The organism is Glycomyces niveus (assembly GCF_017592475.1).
Classification (GTDB): Bacteria; Actinomycetota; Actinomycetes; order Mycobacteriales; family Micromonosporaceae; genus Glycomyces; species Glycomyces niveus.
In genome coordinates, this window is the sequence record NZ_JAGFNP010000002.1 from 273,135 (window position 1) to 291,873 (window position 18,739).

The following is an 18,739-nucleotide window of genomic DNA, read 5'->3' on the forward strand; positions in this document are numbered from 1 at the left end:
CCCCGGCCCCCCCCCCGCCCACGCGGGCCCCGTCTGCGGGCCCCCCCCCCCCCCCCCCCCCCCGCCCCGCTTCCGTATGCGCGATCAGACCTCGATGTGGGAGCCGACGATGATCGTGCGGTCCCGCGGGAGCTGGAAGTGCTCGGCCGCGTCCGAGGTGATGTGCGAGGTGGCGATGAAGAGGTGCTTGCGCCAGGTCGCCATCGTCGGCTCGGTGCCGGCCCGCAGCTGGATCGTGGACAGGAAGTAGACCGCCTTGTCCAGGCGGAGCTTCCGGCCCTCGGACTGCTCGGGGCGGACCAGCCGCAGCGCGCGCGGCACGTCCGGGGTCTCGGCGTAGCCGAAGCGGACGGTCACGTGGATGACCGAGTCCTGGCAGTGCCCCAGGTCGTCGACCTCCACGCGTTCGGACTCGGGCACCCGCGGCACCGGCTCGGTCTGGACCGAGAGCACCACGGTCTGCGCGTACCGGGCGTGGTTGAGCTCCAGCGCGGCGCGCAGCGCCAGGGGTGCGGAGTCCTTGCCCCGGCCCAGGAACACGCCCGTGCCGGGCACCTGGGCGGCCTTGGGCTCGCCGCGGCGCATCTTGTCGACGAACTCGCGCAGCGGCCCCTCGCGGCGCTCGCGCTCGGCCGAGACGACCTCGCGGCCGCGCTGCCACGTGACCATCACCGTGAACGCCGTGACGCCGATGAGCAGGGGCAGCCACGCGCCGTGGATGATCTTGGTGCTGCTGGCCGCCAGGAACGTCACGTTGATCGCCAGCAGCAGCCCGCCGCCGCCGATGAGCGCCCACCACGGTGTCTTCCAGCGGCCGCGCGCGATGTAGAGGAACAGGATCGTGACGATGACGATCGTGCCGATCACGGCCATGCCGTAGGCGAACGCCAGCGACTCCGAGGAGCGGAAGGCGAACACGAGGGTGAGCACCGAGACCATGAGCAGCCAGTTGATCCACGGCACGTAGATCTGGCCGTAGTGGTGCTCCGAGGTGTGCGCGATCCGCAGCCGCGGCAGGTAGCCCAGCTCCGAGGCCTGCGAGGCCACCGAGAACGCGCCGCTGATGACCGCCTGCGAGGCGATCACGGTCGCCGTCGCGGCCAGCACCAGCAGCGGGATGCGCGCCCATTCGGGGGCGAGGAGGAAGAACGAGCCGGAGATGTTCCCGGTGTCCTCCAGGATGAGCGCGCCCTGGCCCATGTAGTTGAGCAGCAGGGCGGGGAAGACCATGAACAGCCACGCGCGCGAGATCGGCTTGCGCCCGAAGTGGCCCATGTCGGCGTACAGGGCCTCGGCGCCGGTGAAGGTGAGGATGACGGCCGCTAGTGCGAAGAACGCGACGTCGAAGTGGCCGAACAGGAAGTCGACCGCGTACGTGGGGGAGAGGGCCTTGAGGATCTCGGGGTTGCGGGAGATCCCGCCCAGGCCCAGCACCGCGAGGGCGGTGAACCAGGCGATCATGATCGGGCCGAACCAGCGTCCGATCACCGCGGTGCCCTTGCGCTGGAACGCGAACAGCAGCACGATGATGACCACCGTGGCCGGGATGATGAACGACTCCAGGTCGGGGTTGATGGTCTTGATGCCCTCGACGGCGGAGAGCACCGAGATCGCGGGGGTGATCATGCTGTCGCCGAGGAACAGCGCCGCGCCGAATATGCCGAGCGCGGCGAGCGCGAGGCCGGCCTTGCGGCCTTGGCTCTTGCTGTGGCGGCGGATCAGGGTGATGAGGGCCATGATGCCGCCCTCGCCGTCGTTGTCGGCGCGCATCGCGAAGCCGACGTAGAAGATCGTCACGATGATCATGAGCGACCAGAAGATCAGCGAGATGACGCCGTAGACGTTGGCGATGTTCGTGGGCACCGGGTGGGGGTCGGCGGGGTTGAAGATCGTCTGCAGGGCGTAGATCGGGCTGGTGCCGATGTCGCCGTAGACGATGCCGAGGGCGCCGACGAGGAGGGCGAGCTTGGTCGTGCTCCGGGCGGGGGCGGTGGGGCCGGCGGGGGGAGGCTCGAGGGCCGCCTCGGTGGTGCCGACGCTGGGTTGAGCGGTCAAGGGTGTGCTCCTTTCCGCTGCCGGATGCTAGTCGGGCGCCTGCCGGAAAACCCTCAATGCGATCGATATTCGCGAATACTTACGTTTCCTTGACGGCGATGGTTCGAATGCATACGCCCCCTTGACGCCCGATCCGCCGCGGCCCGACCCGCGCCGCGGTGTGAGCAGTGCCTCCCGCGGATCGGAATTATCCTGGCCCCCGGCTCGTTAAGGTAGATGCAAACGCATGAAGATCGCACCGCCGCGGCGGGGAGAGCAGGGATTACGATGCAGTTCGGAGTCTTCTCAGTCAGTGACATCACGCGCGACCCGGTGTCGGGGGAGACCCCGTCCGAGGCCGAGCGGATCGACGGCATCCTCAAGATCGCCGTCAAGGCCGAAGAGGTGGGCCTCGACGTGTTCGCCATCGGCGAGCACCACAACCCGCCGTTCTTCTCCTCCTCCCCGACGACGCTGCTGTCGCACATCGCCGCCCTCACCGAGCGGCTGATCGTGACGACGGCGACGACCCTGATCACCACGAACGACCCGGTGCGCATCGCCGAGGAGTACGCGATGCTCCAGCACCTGTCGAAGGGCCGCATGGACCTCATGCTCGGGCGCGGCAACACCGCCCCGGTCTACCCGTGGTTCGGCCAGGACATCCGCCAGGGCCTGCCGCTCGCCCTCGAGCACTACAACCTGCTGCACCGGCTGTGGCGCGAGGACGTGGTGGACTGGGAGGGCGAGTTCCGCACCCCGCTGCAGGGCTTCACCTCCACGCCGCGCCCCCTCGACGACGTGCCGCCGTTCGTGTGGCACGGCTCGATCCGCACGCCCGAGATCGCCGAGCAGGCCGCGTTCTACGGCAACGGCTACTTCGCCAACCACATCTTCTGGCCCACGTCGCACTCCAAGCGCCTCGTGGACTTCTACCGCCAGCGCTTCGAGCACTACGGCCACGGCACGCGCAAGCAGGCGATCGTGGGGCTCGGCGGGCACGCGTACATCGCGAAGCGCTCGCAGGACGCGGTGAGCGAGTTCCGCCCGTACTTCAACGAGGCCCCGGTGTACGGCCACGGCCCGTCCCTGGAGGAGTTCACGCGCGGCACGCCGCTCTCGGTGGGCAGCCCGCAGGAGGTCATCGACAAGACCCTGACCTTCCACGACGCCTTCGGCGACTACCAGCGCCAGATGTTCCTCATCGACCACGCGGGGATGCCGCTGAAGATGGTGCTCAACCAGCTCGACCTGCTCGGCGAGGAGGTCGTCCCGGTGCTGCGCAAGGAGCTCGCCGCCCGGCGCGACCCGGAGTCGGCCGACGCCCCGACGCACGCGGCCCGCGTGAAGGCGAAGTACGGCGACGCCCCGGCGCGCCAGCCCCGCCCGAACGCCAACCGCGGCGACAACGTCACCGGCGCCTCGCCCTACCAGGACAGCGACGCCGCCGCCGAGTACCCGGAGATCTAGCCGTGACCCGCAGCCGCAGCCGCCGCGCGAACGAGGCCTGGGAGTCGCTGCTGACCGCCCACGCCTCGCTCATGAAGCGGTTCGCCGCAGAGCCGATCTGGGGCGAGCTGTCCATGCGCGAGTACGACGTCCTCTACACGCTCTCGAAGCACGACGGGCCGCTGCGCCTGTTCGAGCTGGGACGCGGCGTGCTGCTCAGCCAGCCCGCCCTGTCCCGGCTCGTGGAGCGGCTCGCCGAGCGCGGCCTGATCGAGCGCACCCCCGACCCCGAGGACGGGCGGGGTGTCAGGCTCGCCCTCACCGAGGCCGGGCGCGAGCGGCAGCGGCGCGTCGGCGGCCGGCACGCCGTCGACGTCGCCCGCGCCGTCACGGCCGCCCTCACCGATGAGGAGATGGCCCAGCTCGAGGCCATCGGCCGCAAACTCGCCGCCCAGGGCGCGGCGACCCCCGCACAACGCAACCGGCAGGAGGCCGTGCTGTGACCACCCAGAACCAGTTCAGAGTCGTAGTCGTCAGCGGCGGCACCAGCGACCCGTCCTCGACCAGGATGCTCGCCGACCGCATCGCCGACCGCGTGCGCATCCTCGCCGAGGAGCGCTCCGAGTCCGTCGCCACGGACGTGATCGACCTGCGCGAGCTCGCGAGCGAAATCGCGACCGCGCTCGTCTCGCAGCTCATGGGCCCCAAGCTGACCCGCGCCGTGGAGCTCCTCGGGGCCGCCGACGCGGTCGTGGCGAGCGCCCCGGTGTACAAGGCCGCGCCGAGCGGTCTGTTCAGCTCCTTCTTCCACCTGCTCGACAACGACCTGCTCATCGCCAAACCGGTGGTGCTCGCGGCGACGGCCGGCACGGCCCGCCACGCCCTGGTGGTGGACGAGCAGATGCGCTCGCTGTTCGCCTACTTGCGCACGCTGACCGTGCCGACCTCGGTCTTCGCCGCCACAGAGGACTGGAACTCGAAGGAGCTGGGGGAGCGGATCACTCGCGCCGCGATCGAACTGCTCCTGCTCATGGAGTCCGGCTTCGCCGAGCAGGTCCGCGGCGAGTCGTGGAAGCACTACCAGCACGAGTACGGCAGCGCGGGCGGCACGGAGCTCGAGATCGACCTGAGCTCCGACCTGATGCGCCTGGCGACGGGCGGCTCGCGGGCGAAGCGCAAGCCCTAGCGGAGGTCCCCGCCGGTGGCTCCGAACCGGTACTTTAGTAGGAACGCACACGGAGTGGAGGCGCGATGGGCGACGGCGGCGATGGCGGCGAAGCGGTGGACTTCGCCGCCGCCGAACTTCCGGTGGACTGGGCGAGCGAGGTCGTCGAGGCGGCCGCGGCCGCTCCTGACGATGACTTCGAGGACCTGCTCGTCACCGGCGGATCCGGTGGCGGCGAAGGGGTCCGGACCCAGCAGGAGCAAGAGGACGACTACCTCGCCATGACCTGGGTCGAGCCCGACACCACTTCGGAATCGCGATAAGGCGATGAAGGTGCGGCGGCCGCAGGGCCGCCGCACCTTCTCTTTGCCGCGCTTCGCTACCGGGCCCGGTACGCGGCCACGGCCGCCGCCGTGTCCTCGTTGACCAGTTCCATGTTGATCTGCGCCCCGGCCATCGCGCCCGCCGCGGCGGACGCGCCGACCTGTCCCATGAGGTCGGTGACGTTGCCCGCGACCCACACGCCGGGGACGTCGGTGCGGCCGACCGGGTCGGCCGGGACGTGCTCGCCCGCGCCCGAGGGGTGCTCGACCGTCTTGAGGCCCAGGTCCTTCAGGAACCCGGCCCGGGCCTCCAGGCGCGACGAGGTGGCGAGGACGCTGCGCTCCACGAACTCGCCGCCGGCGAGCCGCACCCCGGTGATGCGCCCGTCCTCGGCCTCGATCCGCTCGATCGCGCCGTCCACGATCCGGGTGCCGCGCGCGATGAGCTTCTCGCGCTCCTCGGCGGGGAGCGCCAGCCGCTCGTTCGTGAAGACCACCAGGTCGGCGGTCCACTGCCGGAACAGGAGTGCGCCGTGCATCGACATCGGCCCGGTCGCGATGACGCCGATGGCCCGGTCGCGGACCTCCCAGCCGTGGCAGTACGGGCAGTGGATCAGGCCGCGGCCCCAGTGCTCGGCCAGGCCCGGGATCTCCGGCAGCCGGTCGACCAGGCCGGTGGTGACGAGCAGCTTGCGGGCCTTGACCTCCCGGCCGTCCGCGAGCGCGACCGCGAACCCGCCATCGGCGGCCTTCGCGCCCGAGACCGCGCCGTCGACCACGTGGCCGCCGTACTGGCGCACCTCGCCGCGGCCGATCGCCAGCAGTTCGGCCGGCGGCATGCCCTCGCGTCCGAGCAGGCCGTGGACGCCCTCGGCCGGGGCGTTCCGCGGCTCGCCCGCGTCGATCACGGCCACCGCGCGCCGCGCGCGGGCGAGCATGAGCGCCCCGTTCAGGCCCGCGGCGCCGCCGCCGACCACCACCACGTCGTACTGCTCCCTCAGTTCATCGGTCATTGCGACCACCTCCGAGGACGACCGTAAACGCGCCTCGGCAGAACTGGCAAATTATCTTGCCGTTATGGCAAAATCGGGGCCATGGACGAAGCGATGGACCAGGCCCTCGACGCGGTCGGCCCGCGCCTGCGGGCGCTGCGCAAGGAGCGCGAGGCGACCCTCGCCGACCTCTCGGAGCAGACCGGGATCTCCGTGAGCACGCTCTCGCGGCTCGAGTCGGGCGCCCGGCGGCCGACGCTGGAACTCCTGCTGCCCTTGGCGAAGGCCCACGGGGTCACCCTCGACGACCTCGTGGACGCCCCGCCCACCGGCGACCCGCGCATCCACATGCGCCCGGTCACGCGCCACGGCATGATCCACCTGCCGCTCACCCGCCGGCCCGGCGGCATCCAGGCCTACAAGCTCATCATCCCCGGCGGCACCCGAGGCGAGCCGGACCTGAAGGTCCACGAGGGCTACGAGTGGATGTACGTCCTCAACGGCAACCTGCGGGTCGTGCTCGGCGAGCACGACTTCGTGATGAAGCCGGGCGAGGCCGCCGAGTTCGACACCCGCACCCCGCACTGGTTCGGCAGCGCCGACGAGCGGTCCGTGGAGTTCCTGAGCCTCTTCGGCAGCCAGGGCGAGCGGGCGCACCTGCGCGCCAAGCCGAAGGCCAAGGGCGCCTAAGCGAACGCGTTGACGCCGGTGAGCGCGGCCGAGTACTCCCAGAGCCGCCGCGCCTGCTCGGGGTCGACCGCGTGCGGCCGCACACCGGGGCCCTCGGCGGTCACCTCGGCGACCTCGCAGTCCTCGAGATAGACCCCGCCGAGGCCGTTCAGCTGCGGCGAGGTGGCCGCCCAGGTCTGGGTGGCCGCGCCCTGCTCGGTGTTCTTGAAGTACTCCGGCGGGTTCCCGTCCGAGTCCATCCAGCCCATCTCCCGCTGCTCCTCCACGGGGATGTGCCGCTGCAAGGGCGTGAGGATGGCCCCGGGGTGCAGCGCGAAGGCCTTGACGCCGAGCCGGTCGAGCTCGACGGCGAACAGCACGTTCGCGGTCTTCGACTGGCCGTACGCCTGCCAGCGGTCGTAGCCCTCCGTGAAATGCGGGTCGTCCCAGCGGACGGGCGATATGCCGTGCCCTCCCGAGGAGACCGCCACGACTCGCGCACCCTCGAGCAGGGGCATGAGGCGGTTGACGAGCGCGAAGTGCCCGAGGTGGTTGACCGCGAACTGGAGCTCCCAGCCCTGGTCGGTGCGCGTCTCGGGGCAGGCCATGATGCCCGCGCCGTTGACGAGGTAGTCGATGCGCCGCCTTTCGGCGAGGCGGCGTTCGGCGAAGGCCTTGACGCTCGCGAGATCGGCGAGGTCGACGAAGTCGACCTCCGTGCCCGGGATGCCGTCGAGGTTGGCCGCGGCCAGGTCCGGTCGCCGCGCGGGGACGACCACGGCGGCCCCGGCGTTCGCCAAGGCGCGCGTGGTCTCGAGGCCGATGCCGGAGTAGCCACCGGTCACGACGGCCGTCTTCCCGGTGAGGTCGAGTCCGTCGAGGACGTCGGCGGCGGTTGAGCGGGCGTGGAAGCCCGATCCGATCGGTTGCTGCTTGTCGCTCATGCCCTGAAGCTACGACTTGGAGTGCACTCCAAGGCAAGTGCGCAGGTCAGTCTTCCAAGAAGTCGAGGACGTGCGAGAGGCCGCGCTCGCCGAGGCGCACTTCGCCCGGGAGGATGTACGCGCGCAGGCCGGTGGCCGCCGCGCCGCCGTCCTTGGCGGGGTTGTCGCCCACCATGAGGGTCCGGCGCGGGTCGACGCCGAGCCTCTCGCACGCGGCGCGGAACAGCACGGGGTCGGGCTTCTCGGTGCCGTACTGGTAGGAGATGACGCGCACGTCGATGAGGTCGACGAGTCCGAAGTGCTCCATGTGGACGCCCACGTCCCACGGGAAGTCGGAGACGATGCCGGTCTTGATGCCGCGGCGGCGCAGCTCGCGCAGCAGCGGCTCGGTGTCGGGGTAGGGCACCCACGCGTCGGGGGCGGCGATCAGGACGTACGCCTCGGCCTCGATGCCCTGGAGGTAGTCGACGTGCGCGAACCAGCCGAGGAGGGCCGCTTCGTGCTGCTCGGCGGACTCGTCGCGGCCGACCTGCAGGGCGGCGACCTCGGGGATGCGGTAGGCCTCCCCGAGCTGGGCGACGGTCTTCTCGAGCAGTTCGTCGTCGAGCGGGCGGCCGGTCGCGGCGGCGACGCGGCGCAGCCAGGTGCCGGCGTCGATGAGCTTGAAGATGGTGTTGCTGAAGTCGAAGAGGACCGCCTCGATCGGCGGCACGGGCTCGGTCTGCTCGGCCTCGGTCGGCTGGTAGGCAACGGCTGAGTCGAAGAGGCTGTAGATCACGGCGGGCCTTCCGTCCTGGACTGCGGCGGTCGTCGCAACCGTAACCGAGCGCGGACGCCCGGACCACGGTTCTCGCCGCACTTCACAGCGCGAACCTGGAGTTCCCCCGCCGTTAAACCGCTCGCCCGCCGGGCTTCCGCCCCCGCATACTCGGCGGATGCGTCGACTCCCGCACGGCTACACGAACCAGACCGTCCGCGAGCGCGAGACGGTGACGAAACGCTACGAAGGCCCCGATGCGGCCGCCCGCCTCGAACGCGAACGGCTGCTGCTCACCGCGCTCGCCGACTCGATCCCGGTCCCGCCCGTGATCGCCTCCGGCGGCGGCGCGCTGACCCTCGGCTTCGTGGGCGGCATACCCGGCCAGGAGCTCATCGACTCGGGCAGCGCCGCCGAAGTCCTGCGCGTCTGCGGCTCGATCCTGCGCGAGATCCACGCGACGCCCGTCGCCGGCCTCAGCGATTCTCTTCCGGGAGAAGGCGACTCGCTCGTCCACGGCGACTTCGGCCCGAACAACCTCCTGCTCGGCTTCACGTCGAACCTCAGCACGTACGCCGTCACCGCCGTCGTGGACTGGGAGTTCGCGCACCTCGGCGATCCGGTCGAAGACCTCGCCTGGTGCGAGTGGATCGTCCGGATGCACCACCCTGACCGGGTCGGGGCGCTCGGCGCGTTCTTCGAGGCCTACGGCGCGCCCGTCCCGGACTGGCCGGACCGCCGGACCGCGATGGTCGACCGCTGCCTGGAGCTGCGCGAGTTCTGCCGCCGCTGGGACCCGGAGGGGCCCGCCGTAGCCGAGTGGCAGCGGCGGGCCGAGGTCGCCGCGGGCTGGTGAGTCAGTCCCGGTAGAGCGGGTTCGCGCCGGGCGGGCGCTCCTCCTCGGTCATCGGGCCGGGCGCGGTGCCGTCGCCGAAAGGCTTGCCGCCCAAGGACTCCCGGCCGTGGTCGGAGAGCCAGTTCGCCAGGTCGGGCCCGGCGGGCACGACCTGGGTCGGGTTGATGTCCTCGTGCACGACGTAGTAGTGGCGCTTGATCTGGTCGAAGTCCACAGTGTCCCCGAAGCCGGGGGTCTGGAAGAGGTCGCGCGCGTACGCCCACAGGACCGGCATCTCGGTGAGCTTGTTGCGGTTGCACTTGAAGTGGCCGTGGTAGACCGCGTCGAAGCGGACCAGGGTCGTGAACAGCCGCACGTCGGCCTCGGTGATCGCGTCGCCCATGAGGTAGCGGCGGTCCGCGAGGCGCCCCTCGAGCCAGTCGAGGGCGTCGAAGAGGCGGGCGTACGCCAGCTCGTATGCGCGCTGGGAGCCCGCGAAGCCGGCCCGGTAGACGCCGTTGTTGACCTCGGTGAAGATCCGCTCGATGACCGGGAGCATCTCGTCGGTCAGCGCGGCCGGGACCAGGTCGGGCGCGCCCTCGCGGTGGAACGCGGTCCACTGGGTCGAGAGGTCGAAGGTCAGCTGCGGGTAGTTGTTGGTGACCAGCTCGCCGGAGGGCACGTCCACGATCGCGGGCACGGTGATGCCGCGCGGGTACTCGGGGAAGCGCTTGAAGTAGTGCTCCTGCAGCCGCTCGGTGTCGAGCACCGGGTCGCGGCCGTCCGGGTTGAGGTCGAAGGTCCACGAGCGCACGTCGTGCACCGGGCCCGGCGTCGCCAGCGAGAGCACCTCCTCGAGGCCGAGGAGGCGGCGGATGATGATCGACCGGTGCGCCCACGGGCACGCCCGCGCGGCCACGAGCCGGTAGCGGCCCGGCTCGACCGGCCAGGCCTGCGCGCCCTCGGTGAGCCCGGCCATGCGCGGGTCGCCGATCTTCGAGTGCGGTTCGACCGGGGCGGCCCGGACGGCCGCGGCGTCGGCGACGACGCGGTCCTCGATGTAGTTGGTGTCCCGGGTGAACTCCCCGCCGGTCACATATGCGCCCTTGGTCGAGTGCTCGGTGCCGTCGGTCCGGTTCGGTTCGCTCTGTGCCACACGCCCAGCCTACGCACCGGTCATCGGGTCGTCACAGGGAATTTTTCCAATGGATTGAAAAAGTCCTGGACAGGCCCGGGCGAGGGGCGAATACTTGACCGCCATGGCCACCTCCAACAGCCGCCGCATGCTGGCCCTCGGTGCACTCTCCTTGGGCGCGTTCGGAATCGGCCTCACCGAATTCGTCGTGGTGGGCCTGCTCGGCCCGCTCGGCGACGACCTCGACGTCTCGATCTCCACCGCCGGGCTCCTCGTCACCGGCTACGCCGCCTCGGTCGCGATCGGCGCGCCGATCATGACCGCCGCCGGGACCCGGCTGCCGCGCAAGACCATGCTCGTCATCCTCATGGCTCTCTTCATCGCCGGAAACGTGCTCGCCGCGAAAGCCCCCGACTACGGCGTCCTCATGACCGGGCGCGTCGTCTCCGCGCTCTGCCACGGCGCGTTCATGGGCATCGGCCCGGTGATGGCCGCCAGCCTCGTCGCCCCCGAGCGCCGCTCGCGCGCCATCGCGCTCATGATGACCGGCCTGACCCTCTCGAACGTCGTCGGCGTGCCCTTCGGCACCGCCCTCGGCCAGCAGCTCGGCTGGCGCGCGGCGTTCTGGGGCATCGCGATCATCGGCGCGGTCTCCCTGGCCGCGATCATCGCGTTCGTGCCCTCCCGCCCGAGCGACACCGGCGGGTCCCTGCGCGCCGAACTCGCGGTCTTCCGCAGGCCGCAGGTCTGGCAGGTCCTCACGGTCACGATGCTCGGCTGGGGCGCGGCCTACGCGGCCATCACCTTCCTCGAGCCGATCCTCACCCGCGTCTCCGGATTCGACACCGGCGCCGTCCCCTGGCTCCTCATCCTCTTCGGCGTGGGCCTGACCGCCGGCAACCTCCTGGGCGGCCGCCTCGCCGACCGCGCCCTCATGCCGACCCTCTACGGCACCATCACCGCGGCCACCGCCGCGCTGGTCGTCTTCGCTCTCGCGGCCCCGTACGCCGTCCCGGCCGCGATCATGGTCTTCGTGCTCGGCGCGGCCGGCTTCGCGATGGTCCCGGTCTTCCAGACCCGCGTCATGGACGTCGCCAAGGAAGCGCCCTCGCTCGCCTCCTCAGTGAACGCCGCGGCCTTCAACGTCGGCATCGCCCTCTCCGCCTGGTTCGGCGGCCTCGCCATCGACGGCGGCCTCGGCCTCCTCGCCCCCGTATGGATCGGCGTGGCCCTGGGCCTCGCGGCCCTCGCGGCGGCCGCCGCCTCCGGCAAGGCCGAACGCAAGACGGAAGTCCGAGAACAGGTCGCGGCATAGTCGAGACGCCGGGCGCCGAGGCCCGCGGGGCGACCGCCGCGCGTGCAAGCGTCGGCGGCCCGTCCCCGCGAGCTGATCGGGGACCGGCCGCCGACCGTCTTCGAACCCCCGGTGGCCCGGGGGAGCCCCGCTACTGGTCCTGGTTCAGGCCCCAGGACGAGCGGATGCGGTTGTCGGCGAAGCGGAACACGGCGTCCACCAGGATGCCCACCACCAGCACCGTGACGATCCACGTGATCACCCGCGGCGCGTCGTTGAACTCCCTGGCGCCCTGCATGAGCGCGCCGATCGAGCCCTGCCCGGCGACGATCACCAGCAGCTCGCCCGCCATGAGCGAGCGCCACGCGAACGCCCAGCCCTGCTTGAGGCCCGACACGAACGACGGCAGCGTCGCCGGCAGGATCACGTGCCGGTACAGCTGGAAGCCACGCATGCCCAGCACCGCCCCGACCCGCTTCCAGCCCGGCGGCACGTAGTCGATCCCCGAGATGATCCCGTTGGCGATCGACGGGACCGCCCCGAGCACCACCACGAACAGGATCGCCGACTCCGAGATCTTGAACAGCAGGATCGCCAGCGGGAACCACATGATCGACGGCATCGTCTGCAGCCCGGTGATGAGCGACCCGATCGCCGCGCGCAGCGGCTTGAACCGCGCCACCGCGATCCCGAGCACCGACCCGATCGCCACCGACAGCGCGAACCCGGTCAGGGCCCGCTGCATCGTGATGACGATGGCCTCCCAGTAGCCCGGCGTCGCCGCGTACGCCGCGAGCTCCTGCCAGGTCGCCAGCGGCGACGGCAGCACCCACGGGTCCCAGCGTCCGCTCAGGAACACCAGCTGCCAGGCGCCGATCACCAGCGCCAACGCGAGCACCTTCGGCCACGTGCCCGCCCACAGCCGGGACGCGAACCGCCCCCACCGCGTCTCGGTCGCCGGGGTGCGCTCGAGCTCGTCGAGCCCCGACAACTCGCGGGACGGCTCCTTCACCTCAACCGGCATGGCGCGACACCTCCTCGCGCAGCGCGTCGGTGATCTCGGCAGCCAGGTTCGCCACCGGCGTCGAGTCGATGCGCCGCGGCCGCTCGAGGTCCACGTCGTACTCGTGGAGCACCCGGCCCGGCCGCGAACTCAGCAGCACCACCCGGTCGCCCAGGCGCACGGCCTCGCGCACGTTGTGGGTCACGAACAGCACCGTCAGGCCCCGCTCGCGCCAGATCCGCTCCAGCTCGTCGTGCAGCAGGTCGCGGGTCATCGCGTCGAGCGCCCCGAACGGCTCGTCCATGAGCAGCACCGACGCGTCCTGCGCCAAGGCCCGGGCGAGCGCAACGCGCTGGCGCATGCCGCCCGAGAGCTCGTGCGGCCTTTTGTCCGCGAACCCGCTGAGCCGCACGGTGTCCAGCAGCTCCGCGGCGCGGCGGCGTCGTTCAGCCCGACCGACGCCCTTCACGCGCAGGGCGAGTTCGACGTTGCCCGCGACCGTGAGCCACGGGAACAGCGCCGACTCCTGGAACATCATCGCGACCGGCCGCTCGACGTCGTCGATCGAGCCGGACGTGAGGCCGTCGAGACCGGCCACGAGCGAGAGCAGGGTGCTCTTGCCGCAGCCGGAGGCGCCGAGGAGGCAGGTGAAGCTGCCGGGCGCCACATCGAGGGACACGCCGTCGAGGGCCGTGACGGCACCCGGGCCCCGGCCGTAGCGCTTGACCACATCGGTCAGCACCACGGCTCCGGCCCGGGCGGCGTCGGCCCGCGGCGCCCCGCGGGTGAGGCTCATCCGAGGTCACCTGCCGAGACCTCGGCGTCGCCGCGGTCGGCGAGCACCTGGTTGAGCGCGTCGAGCGCGTAGATCCCCTTGAGGTCCACGTCTTCGAGCAGTCCGACCTCGACGGCGTGGTCCTTGCTGCCCTGCAGCGAGGACGCGATCGGGTCGGCGGTGAAGCTCAGGTTCTCCCAAGCGGCCGCGATCACGGCGTCGTCGAGGCGCTTGTCGGTGAGCGCTTCGATGCGGTCGTTCGAAGCGGTCTGCGCCTCCTCTGGCTTCTCGGCGATGAAGTCGAGGGCGGCCAGGTGGCCTTCGAGGAACGCCTTCACCAGGGCCGGCTGCGCGTCGAGGAACTTCTTGGAGACGATCACGTGGGTGGTGACGAACTCGCCGCCCTCCCACAGCTCGCGTTCGTTGACGAACTCGACCGCGCCGTGTTTGAGGACGAGGTCGGAGTAGCGCGGCTCGACCGCCCAGGCGGCCTGGACCGTGCCGTCGTCGAAGGCCGCGGCGACCTCGGAGTTGTCGATGGGGGTGACGGAGACGTCGCCGCCGCCGTTCTCGTCGGTCGCGAAGCCCTGCTCCTTGAGCCAGTAGCGGGCGGCCACGTCCTGGGTGTTGCCCAGCTGCGGGGTGGCGAGGGCCTTGCCGCGCAGGTCTTCCGCGGTGGTGATGGATTCGTGGACGACCAGGCCCGCGCCGCCGGAGGTGGAGCCGGCGATGATGTGGAGCGCCTGCCCGCCGGACTGCGCCCAGCCGTTGACGGCCGGGTTCGGTCCGATGTAGGTGATGTCGACGGCATCGGCGAACAGGGCCTCGATCGCGGAGGGGCCGGCGTTGAAGGCGGTCTCCTCGATGGTGACCTCGGCGGGCAGGGTGTCCTTGAAGACCCCGGCCTGGAGTCCGACGAGGGCGGGCGCATGGGTGATGTTCCCGAAGTAGCCCAGGCGGATCGTGCCGCTGGCGGTCGAGGCGTCGGCCTCCGCCGCGGCCTCCGAGCCGCCGGCGTCCTCGCCGCACGCGGCGAGCACCGGGACGGCGGCGAGGGCGGCGCCTGCGGCGGCGATGACGCTGCGTCGCTTGAGGACGCTTGATCTGACAGTGTTCACGGGCAAGCCTTCTAGGTATCGGAGGGGCGGTATCCCTACTAGTTCGATTAACTCGATCAAACTAGTGGGAATACTAGGATCGCCGAGCGGTGTCCGGCAACCCCCGTCCCAGTTATTGGGCGGCGGCATGGGGTCCTGGCTCGCAAAATGCTCGCCGTCCCGCACCCGTACCGCCATATGGAACGCAAAGGGGGCGCACCGGACAGGGCGCGCCCCCTTCCTTTCTCGCTAGCGGGCGTGGGCGAGGACGCCTTTGACCGCCGCTTCGACGGCCTCGCGGCGCCGCGGGTTCTCCGGGCGCGGCAGGCCGTAGTGCTCGCGCAGGGTCGAACCCGTGTACTCGGTGCGGAAACGGCCGCGCTCCTGCAGGATCGGGACCACCCGGTCCACGAACGCCTCCAGGCCCGAGGGCATCACGGCGGGCATGATGTTGAACCCGTCTGCCGCGCCGTGGTCCGCCCAGTCTTCGATGGCGTCCGCGACCTGGACGGCCGTGCCGGTGAACGTGCGGTGCCCGCGGCCGCCGCCGAGGCGGCCGATCAACTGCCGCACCGTCAACCGCTCGCGGCGCGCCAGCTCCACGACCAGCGTGTACCGGCTCTTCATGCCCTCGACCTCGGACTCGTCCCGCAGGTTCGGCGGCAGCTCCTCATCGAGCTCCAGCTCCTCTGCGGGGACGCCGAGCAGTCCGGCGAGGTTGTCGCGGGCGTACTCGGCGACGATGAGCCGGTCGAGCTCGGCCTTCAACTCCCTGGCCTCGGCCTCGGTCTCGCCGAGCACCGGCACGATCCCCGGCAGCACGAGCACCTGGTCCGGGTCGCGTCCGAACGCGGCGGCCCGCCGCTTGAGGTCGGCGTAGAACGCCTGCGCCTCTTCGAGGGTCTGCTGCGCGGTGAACACCGCCTCCGCATGCGCCGCCGCGAACCGGCGGCCGTCCTCGGAGGATCCGGCCTGCACGAGCAGCGGGTGCCCCTGCGGCGAGCGCGGCACGTTCAGCGCGCCCGCCACCTGGAAGTGCTCGCCCGCGTGCTGCGCGGGGTAGACCAGGCGCTGGTCGCCCCAGACGCCGGTCTCCTTGTCGCCCAGGATCGCCGCGTCGTCCCAGGAGTCCCAGAGCGCCTTGGCGACCGTGACGAACTCCTCGGCCCGCTCGTAGCGGGACGCGTGGCTCGGCAGGGCGTCGAGGTTGAAGTTCCGGGCCGCGTCGAGAGTGGCGGTGGTGACGATGTTCCAGCCCGCCCGGCCGCCCGAGAGGTGGTCGACCGAGGCGAAGCGCCGGGCCAGGTTGTACGGCTCGTTGTACGTGGTGGAGGCCGTGGCGATGAGGCCGATCCGCTCGGTCACGGCCGCGAGGGCCGCGAGCACCACTGTCGGCTCGAGCGATCCCGAAGGGCGCCTGCCGATGTCGCCCCACAGTGAGGGCGAGTCGGCGAAGAACACCGAGTCGAGCCTGCCGCGCTCGGCGATCTGCGCGAGGTTCGCGTAGTGGGTGATCTTCGTGGACGAGAGCGGGTCGGATTCGGGGAGCCGCCACGAGGCCTCGTGGTGGCCGGTGTTGATCAGGAACGCGTTCAGGTGGAGTTCCTTGCGGCTCATGCGGTCTCCTTGTGGTCGGCGCCCAGGCCGAGCGCGGCGAGCAGTTCGGTGCGGATCGCGGCGAACCGCGGGTCGGACGGGTCCCGGTCGCCGTCGAGATCGATGCGCCGTTCGGTCCGCACGTGCCCCGAGTCCAGGACGAGGACCCGGTCGGCGAGGACGATCGCCTCGTCCACGTCGTGGGTGACGAGCAGGACGGCGGGCTGGTGCCGCTCGTACAGCGCCCGGAGGAGCCCGTGCATCTTGATGCGGGTCAAGGCGTCCAGTGCCCCGAAGGGCTCGTCGGCCAAGAGCAGCTGGGGTTCGCGCACGAGCGAGCGGGCGAGCGCCACGCGCTGCTGCTCCCCGCCCGAGAGCTCCCGCGGCCAGGCCCGTTCGCGCCCGGCCAGCCCCACTTCGGCCAGGGCCTCGCGGCCCCGGGCCTTGGCGTTCGGGCCGGCGAGTCCGATCACGACGTTCCGCAGGACCCGCTGCCACGGCAGCAGCCGCGAGTCCTGGAACACGACCGAGACCTGTTCGGGCACCTCGATCTCGCCCGTGCCGCGCGCGTCCTGGTCCAGGCCGGCGAGGGCCCGCAGCAGGGTCGACTTGCCCGAGCCGCTGCGGCCCAGGAGGGCGACGAACTCGCCCGGGGCGATGTCAAGGTCGAGGCCGGCGAGGACCGGCCGGTCGTCGGTGAAGGAGCGGTGCAGGTCGCGGATGCGGACCGAGGCCGCGGTGGTCAGTCCTCCAGCGTGCGTCGCCATGACAGGACCCTCCTTTGAGCGAGGCGGACGACCGCGTCGGAGCCGAGACCGAGGAGGCCGTAGAGGACGAGGCCGACGATGATGACGTCGGTCTGCCCATACGTGCCGGCCAGCAGCATCATGTAGCCGATGCCGCTGGTGGCGTTGACCTGCTCGACCACTACGAGCGACAGCCAGGAGGCGGTCACGGCGAAGCGGAGTCCGAGGAAGAACCCGGGGAGCGCCCCGGGCAGGACCACGCGGCCGATGAAGGCCGCCGGCTTCAGTCGCAGCGTCTCGGCGAGTTCGGCGTAGCGGCCGTCGATCGAGCGCAGGCCGTTGTGGGTGTGGAGGTAGATCGGGATGAGCACCCCGAGCGCGATCGTGATGATCTTCATCCGCTCGTCGATGCCGAACCACAAGAGCAGCAAGGGCAGCAGCGCGAGGTTCGGGATGGAGCGCTTGAGCTGCACCGGCCCGTCCACGATGGCCTCGCCCCAGCGGCTGAGCCCGGAGACCACCGCGAGCGCGAGCCCGGCGGCGACGCCGAACGCGAGCCCGACCGCGAAGCGCCGGGTCGAGACGAGCAGGTCCGGGCCGAGCCGCCCGGACTCCCACAGGTCCCACGCGGTGGCCGCGACGGTCCACGGGGCGGTGAGCACCCGCGGGTCGATCCACCCTGCCGCCGAGCCCCAGGACCAGACGCCCAGCAGCAGGAGCGGGCCGATGAGGTACCCGAACGGGATGGCCTTGCCGGGACCGAGGCGGCGCTTACCGCGCGGCCGCGAGGCACGGCCCCCGGCGGTGTCGTCGTGCTCGGCGGGCGCGGCCTCGCGCCGGGCCTCGACTTCGACGGCGGTCACGGCGCGCCCGCCTCTCCGTACTCGTCGATGCCCTCGGCCACCAGCGGTTCGAAGCGGCGGTCGTAGAGGTCGTCGGCGTCGAGCACGTCGTTGCCGGTGCCTTCGGCGACGATCTCGATGGTCTCCTGGTGGCGGGCGATGCCCTCGGTCCAGTCGGCCGGGAAGTCCGGCTCGCCCTGCCGCTCGAACAGGTACTCACCGTCCTCATAGGAGAGTCCTTCGTGCTCGACGTACCAGGCGTTGATCCAGGCGTCCTTGTTCGCGCGGGTCCACAGCCGGGCCGCGCCCCACAGCTTCACGTACGCGGCGATGGCGGCGGCCTTGTCGGCGTCCTCGAGCACGTCGACGGGGGTGTACAGCAGCCACGGGTCGTCGCGGATGCCGTGCGGGATCGTGGTCGCCCCGTCGGCGCCGTACTTGTTGAGGTACGAGCGGACCTGCGAGTCGCCGATCGGCGCGACGTCGACCTCGCCGCCGGCGAGGGCGTTCGAGTAGGTGTCGGCCGTGCTCGGCAGCTCCACCAGCTCCACGTCGTCCTGTGTCAGCCCTGCCGCGTCGAGCACCCGCAGGATCAGCGCCCCCTGCGCCTGCCCGGGGGAGTACGCGATCCGCTTCCCCGCCAGGTCTTCGAGGGTCGTCACGTCGACGCCCGGGGCCACCCCGAGGTCGTAGATCGGGTGCTCGAGCGGGTCGACCCGGTAGGAGGCCGCCACGATCTTGGTCGGCAGGCCGGTCCAGTTGGTGTGGATCGGCGGGATGTCGGCCACCGAGCCGATGTCGAGGGACTTGGCGCGGAACGCCTCGGCGGTCTTGGGGCCGCCGGAGATGTTCGCCCACTCGACCTCGAACGGCAGCTCCTTGACGAGCCCGGAGAGCTCGTAGGCGATCTGGTTCTGCGGGTCGCCCACGACCAGGACCGTCCCTTCGGGGACGTCGGCCGGGAGTGCGGCGTCGGCGGCGAGCACGGGCCCGCCGGCCTCTTCGGAGCAGGCCGCGAGCGACAGCGCCGCGACGGCGGGCGCTCCGGCTATGAGGGTTCTGCGGGTCACGTTGGACGGCATG

Annotated in this window: 19 protein-coding genes; 7 read left to right on the forward strand and 12 right to left on the reverse strand. The window is 71.4% G+C overall.

Going from position 1 to position 18,739, the window contains the following annotated elements:
• Positions 1 to 84: 84 nt before the first annotated feature.
• On the reverse strand, positions 85 to 2,055 hold the full coding sequence (locus J5V16_RS04195; RefSeq protein WP_208494754.1) for a potassium transporter Kup: 1,971 nt from the start codon (positions 2,053 to 2,055) through the stop codon (positions 85 to 87).
• A 267-nt stretch (positions 2,056 to 2,322) separates the two neighbouring features.
• Here J5V16_RS04195 and J5V16_RS04200 point away from each other — a divergent pair, with 267 nt between their 5' ends.
• The 4 genes from J5V16_RS04200 to J5V16_RS04215 all read left to right on the forward strand — a co-directional run bounded on the left by J5V16_RS04200 (position 2,323) and on the right by J5V16_RS04215 (position 4,971).
• Positions 2,323 to 3,504 (forward strand): LLM class flavin-dependent oxidoreductase, encoded by a 1,182-nt coding sequence (locus J5V16_RS04200; RefSeq protein ID WP_208494755.1) that lies wholly within the window; start codon positions 2,323 to 2,325, stop codon positions 3,502 to 3,504.
• 2 nt (positions 3,505 to 3,506) lie between these two features.
• Entirely contained in the window at positions 3,507 to 3,986 is a 480-nt protein-coding gene (locus J5V16_RS04205; RefSeq protein ID WP_208494757.1) for a MarR family winged helix-turn-helix transcriptional regulator, read from the forward strand.
• Positions 3,983 to 4,669, forward strand: a complete 687-nt coding sequence (locus J5V16_RS04210) for a CE1759 family FMN reductase (protein ID WP_208494759.1) — start codon at positions 3,983 to 3,985, stop codon at positions 4,667 to 4,669. The genes J5V16_RS04205 and J5V16_RS04210 overlap by 4 nt, the downstream gene beginning before the upstream one ends.
• Before the next feature lie 65 nt (positions 4,670 to 4,734).
• Positions 4,735 to 4,971, forward strand: a complete 237-nt coding sequence (locus tag J5V16_RS04215; RefSeq protein ID WP_208494762.1) for a hypothetical protein — start codon at positions 4,735 to 4,737, stop codon at positions 4,969 to 4,971.
• Between the two features lie 56 nt (positions 4,972 to 5,027).
• On the opposite strand, the gene J5V16_RS04220 is transcribed toward J5V16_RS04215, so the two are convergent.
• On the reverse strand, positions 5,028 to 5,984 hold the full coding sequence (locus J5V16_RS04220; protein WP_208494764.1) for an NAD(P)/FAD-dependent oxidoreductase: 957 nt from the start codon (positions 5,982 to 5,984) through the stop codon (positions 5,028 to 5,030).
• 81 nt (positions 5,985 to 6,065) lie between these two features.
• Here J5V16_RS04220 and J5V16_RS04225 point away from each other — a divergent pair, with 81 nt between their 5' ends.
• Entirely contained in the window at positions 6,066 to 6,653 is a 588-nt protein-coding gene (locus J5V16_RS04225) for a helix-turn-helix domain-containing protein (RefSeq protein WP_208494766.1), read from the forward strand.
• On the opposite strand, the gene J5V16_RS04230 is transcribed toward J5V16_RS04225, so the two are convergent.
• The gene (locus J5V16_RS04230; RefSeq protein ID WP_208494768.1) at positions 6,650 to 7,576 is read right to left on the reverse strand and encodes an SDR family NAD(P)-dependent oxidoreductase; all 927 of its coding nucleotides are present in this window, start codon (positions 7,574 to 7,576) and stop codon (positions 6,650 to 6,652) included. The genes J5V16_RS04225 and J5V16_RS04230 overlap by 4 nt on opposite strands.
• A 46-nt stretch (positions 7,577 to 7,622) precedes the next feature.
• Positions 7,623 to 8,354, reverse strand: coding sequence for an HAD family hydrolase (locus J5V16_RS04235; RefSeq protein ID WP_208494770.1), 732 nt, complete (start codon positions 8,352 to 8,354; stop codon positions 7,623 to 7,625).
• A gap of 157 nt (positions 8,355 to 8,511) precedes the next feature.
• Between J5V16_RS04235 and J5V16_RS04240 the strand changes: the two genes are divergently transcribed.
• Complete coding sequence (locus tag J5V16_RS04240) at positions 8,512 to 9,189, forward strand: phosphotransferase family protein (RefSeq protein WP_208494774.1); 678 nt, start codon at positions 8,512 to 8,514, stop codon at positions 9,187 to 9,189.
• A 1-nt stretch (position 9,190) separates the two neighbouring features.
• Here the strand turns inward: J5V16_RS04240 and J5V16_RS04245 are convergent, their stop codons facing one another.
• The gene (locus tag J5V16_RS04245) at positions 9,191 to 10,324 is read right to left on the reverse strand and encodes a glutathione S-transferase C-terminal domain-containing protein (protein ID WP_208494776.1); all 1,134 of its coding nucleotides are present in this window, start codon (positions 10,322 to 10,324) and stop codon (positions 9,191 to 9,193) included.
• Between the two features lie 103 nt (positions 10,325 to 10,427).
• Here J5V16_RS04245 and J5V16_RS04250 point away from each other — a divergent pair, with 103 nt between their 5' ends.
• Positions 10,428 to 11,618, forward strand: a complete 1,191-nt coding sequence (locus tag J5V16_RS04250; RefSeq protein WP_243900726.1) for an MFS transporter — start codon at positions 10,428 to 10,430, stop codon at positions 11,616 to 11,618.
• 130 nt (positions 11,619 to 11,748) lie between these two features.
• Here the strand turns inward: J5V16_RS04250 and J5V16_RS04255 are convergent, their stop codons facing one another.
• The 7 genes from J5V16_RS04255 to J5V16_RS04285 all read right to left on the reverse strand — a co-directional run bounded on the left by J5V16_RS04255 (position 11,749) and on the right by J5V16_RS04285 (position 18,726).
• On the reverse strand, positions 11,749 to 12,621 hold the full coding sequence (locus tag J5V16_RS04255) for an ABC transporter permease (protein ID WP_208494778.1): 873 nt from the start codon (positions 12,619 to 12,621) through the stop codon (positions 11,749 to 11,751).
• Entirely contained in the window at positions 12,611 to 13,396 is a 786-nt protein-coding gene (locus J5V16_RS04260; RefSeq protein ID WP_208494780.1) for an ABC transporter ATP-binding protein, read from the reverse strand. The genes J5V16_RS04255 and J5V16_RS04260 overlap by 11 nt, the downstream gene beginning before the upstream one ends.
• Positions 13,393 to 14,493, reverse strand: a complete 1,101-nt coding sequence (locus J5V16_RS04265) for an ABC transporter substrate-binding protein (RefSeq protein ID WP_208494782.1) — start codon at positions 14,491 to 14,493, stop codon at positions 13,393 to 13,395. The genes J5V16_RS04260 and J5V16_RS04265 overlap by 4 nt, the downstream gene beginning before the upstream one ends.
• 228 nt (positions 14,494 to 14,721) lie before the next feature.
• Positions 14,722 to 16,089 carry an LLM class flavin-dependent oxidoreductase gene (locus tag J5V16_RS04270; RefSeq protein ID WP_208494784.1) on the reverse strand — a complete coding sequence of 456 codons (1,368 nt, stop codon included), beginning with the start codon at positions 16,087 to 16,089 and terminating at the stop codon, positions 14,722 to 14,724.
• Positions 16,086 to 16,835: an ABC transporter ATP-binding protein gene (locus J5V16_RS04275; protein WP_208494786.1), complete on the reverse strand. Its 750-nt coding sequence runs from the start codon at positions 16,833 to 16,835 to the stop codon at positions 16,086 to 16,088. The genes J5V16_RS04270 and J5V16_RS04275 overlap by 4 nt, the downstream gene beginning before the upstream one ends.
• The gene (locus J5V16_RS04280) at positions 16,811 to 17,677 is read right to left on the reverse strand and encodes an ABC transporter permease (RefSeq protein WP_208494788.1); all 867 of its coding nucleotides are present in this window, start codon (positions 17,675 to 17,677) and stop codon (positions 16,811 to 16,813) included. Before J5V16_RS04280 ends, J5V16_RS04275 begins: the two co-directional genes overlap by 25 nt.
• Positions 17,674 to 18,726 carry an ABC transporter substrate-binding protein gene (locus J5V16_RS04285; RefSeq protein WP_208494792.1) on the reverse strand — a complete coding sequence of 351 codons (1,053 nt, stop codon included), beginning with the start codon at positions 18,724 to 18,726 and terminating at the stop codon, positions 17,674 to 17,676. Before J5V16_RS04285 ends, J5V16_RS04280 begins: the two co-directional genes overlap by 4 nt.
• Positions 18,727 to 18,739 lie beyond the last annotated feature (13 nt).

Bases quoted from the DNA above. Each gene is read 5' to 3' on its own strand.
- J5V16_RS04215 (WP_208494762.1), top strand. From the start codon at position 4,735: ATGGGCGACGGCGGCGATGGCGGCGAAGCGGTGGACTTCGCCGCCGCC.
- J5V16_RS04230 (WP_208494768.1), bottom strand. From the start codon at position 7,576: ATGAGCGACAAGCAGCAACCGATCGGATCGGGCTTCCACGCCCGCTCA.
- J5V16_RS04220 (WP_208494764.1), bottom strand. From the start codon at position 5,984: ATGACCGATGAACTGAGGGAGCAGTACGACGTGGTGGTGGTCGGCGGC.
- J5V16_RS04275 (WP_208494786.1), bottom strand. From the start codon at position 16,835: ATGGCGACGCACGCTGGAGGACTGACCACCGCGGCCTCGGTCCGCATC.
- J5V16_RS04240 (WP_208494774.1), top strand. From the start codon at position 8,512: ATGCGTCGACTCCCGCACGGCTACACGAACCAGACCGTCCGCGAGCGC.
- J5V16_RS04255 (WP_208494778.1), bottom strand. From the start codon at position 12,621: ATGCCGGTTGAGGTGAAGGAGCCGTCCCGCGAGTTGTCGGGGCTCGAC.
- J5V16_RS04260 (WP_208494780.1), bottom strand. From the start codon at position 13,396: ATGAGCCTCACCCGCGGGGCGCCGCGGGCCGACGCCGCCCGGGCCGGA.
- J5V16_RS04270 (WP_208494784.1), bottom strand. From the start codon at position 16,089: ATGAGCCGCAAGGAACTCCACCTGAACGCGTTCCTGATCAACACCGGC.
- J5V16_RS04225 (WP_208494766.1), top strand. From the start codon at position 6,066: ATGGACGAAGCGATGGACCAGGCCCTCGACGCGGTCGGCCCGCGCCTG.
- J5V16_RS04200 (WP_208494755.1), top strand. From the start codon at position 2,323: ATGCAGTTCGGAGTCTTCTCAGTCAGTGACATCACGCGCGACCCGGTG.
- J5V16_RS04250 (WP_243900726.1), top strand. From the start codon at position 10,428: ATGGCCACCTCCAACAGCCGCCGCATGCTGGCCCTCGGTGCACTCTCC.